This window comes from Geobacillus sp. G4 (assembly GCF_040327975.1).
Classification (GTDB): Bacteria; Bacillota; Bacilli; order Bacillales; family Anoxybacillaceae; genus Geobacillus; species Geobacillus thermoleovorans.
In genome coordinates, this window is the sequence record NZ_JBEPJY010000119.1 from 1 (window position 1) to 255 (window position 255).

The 255-nt window shown below is 61.6% G+C and carries 1 protein-coding gene; it reads right to left on the reverse strand.

Annotated elements, in window-relative coordinates:
• On the reverse strand, positions 1-255 hold a 255-nt coding region (locus tag ABS784_RS17185), incomplete at both ends, for an MFS transporter (RefSeq protein ID WP_352513417.1).

Sequence of the window (255 nt, forward strand, 5' to 3'; positions counted from 1 at the left end):
TGTACAGCATGATCGCCAGGTAGCGTTTTGAGCCGAACAGCTTGTCCGACACCCAGCCATTGCTCAAGGCGCCGATGGCCATGCCAACGGGCAAGGCAACGGTGATCCACTTGGGGTCGACCAGGCTGTCGCCGCTTTTCCAGTTGGCGCCCAGGAAGTGCACCGGCACCCACACGATCAAGCCGTAGCGCGCAGCGTTCTGAAACCCCAGGGACACGGCTGCGATGATCAGGCGGGCATTTTTCAGCACCGCCT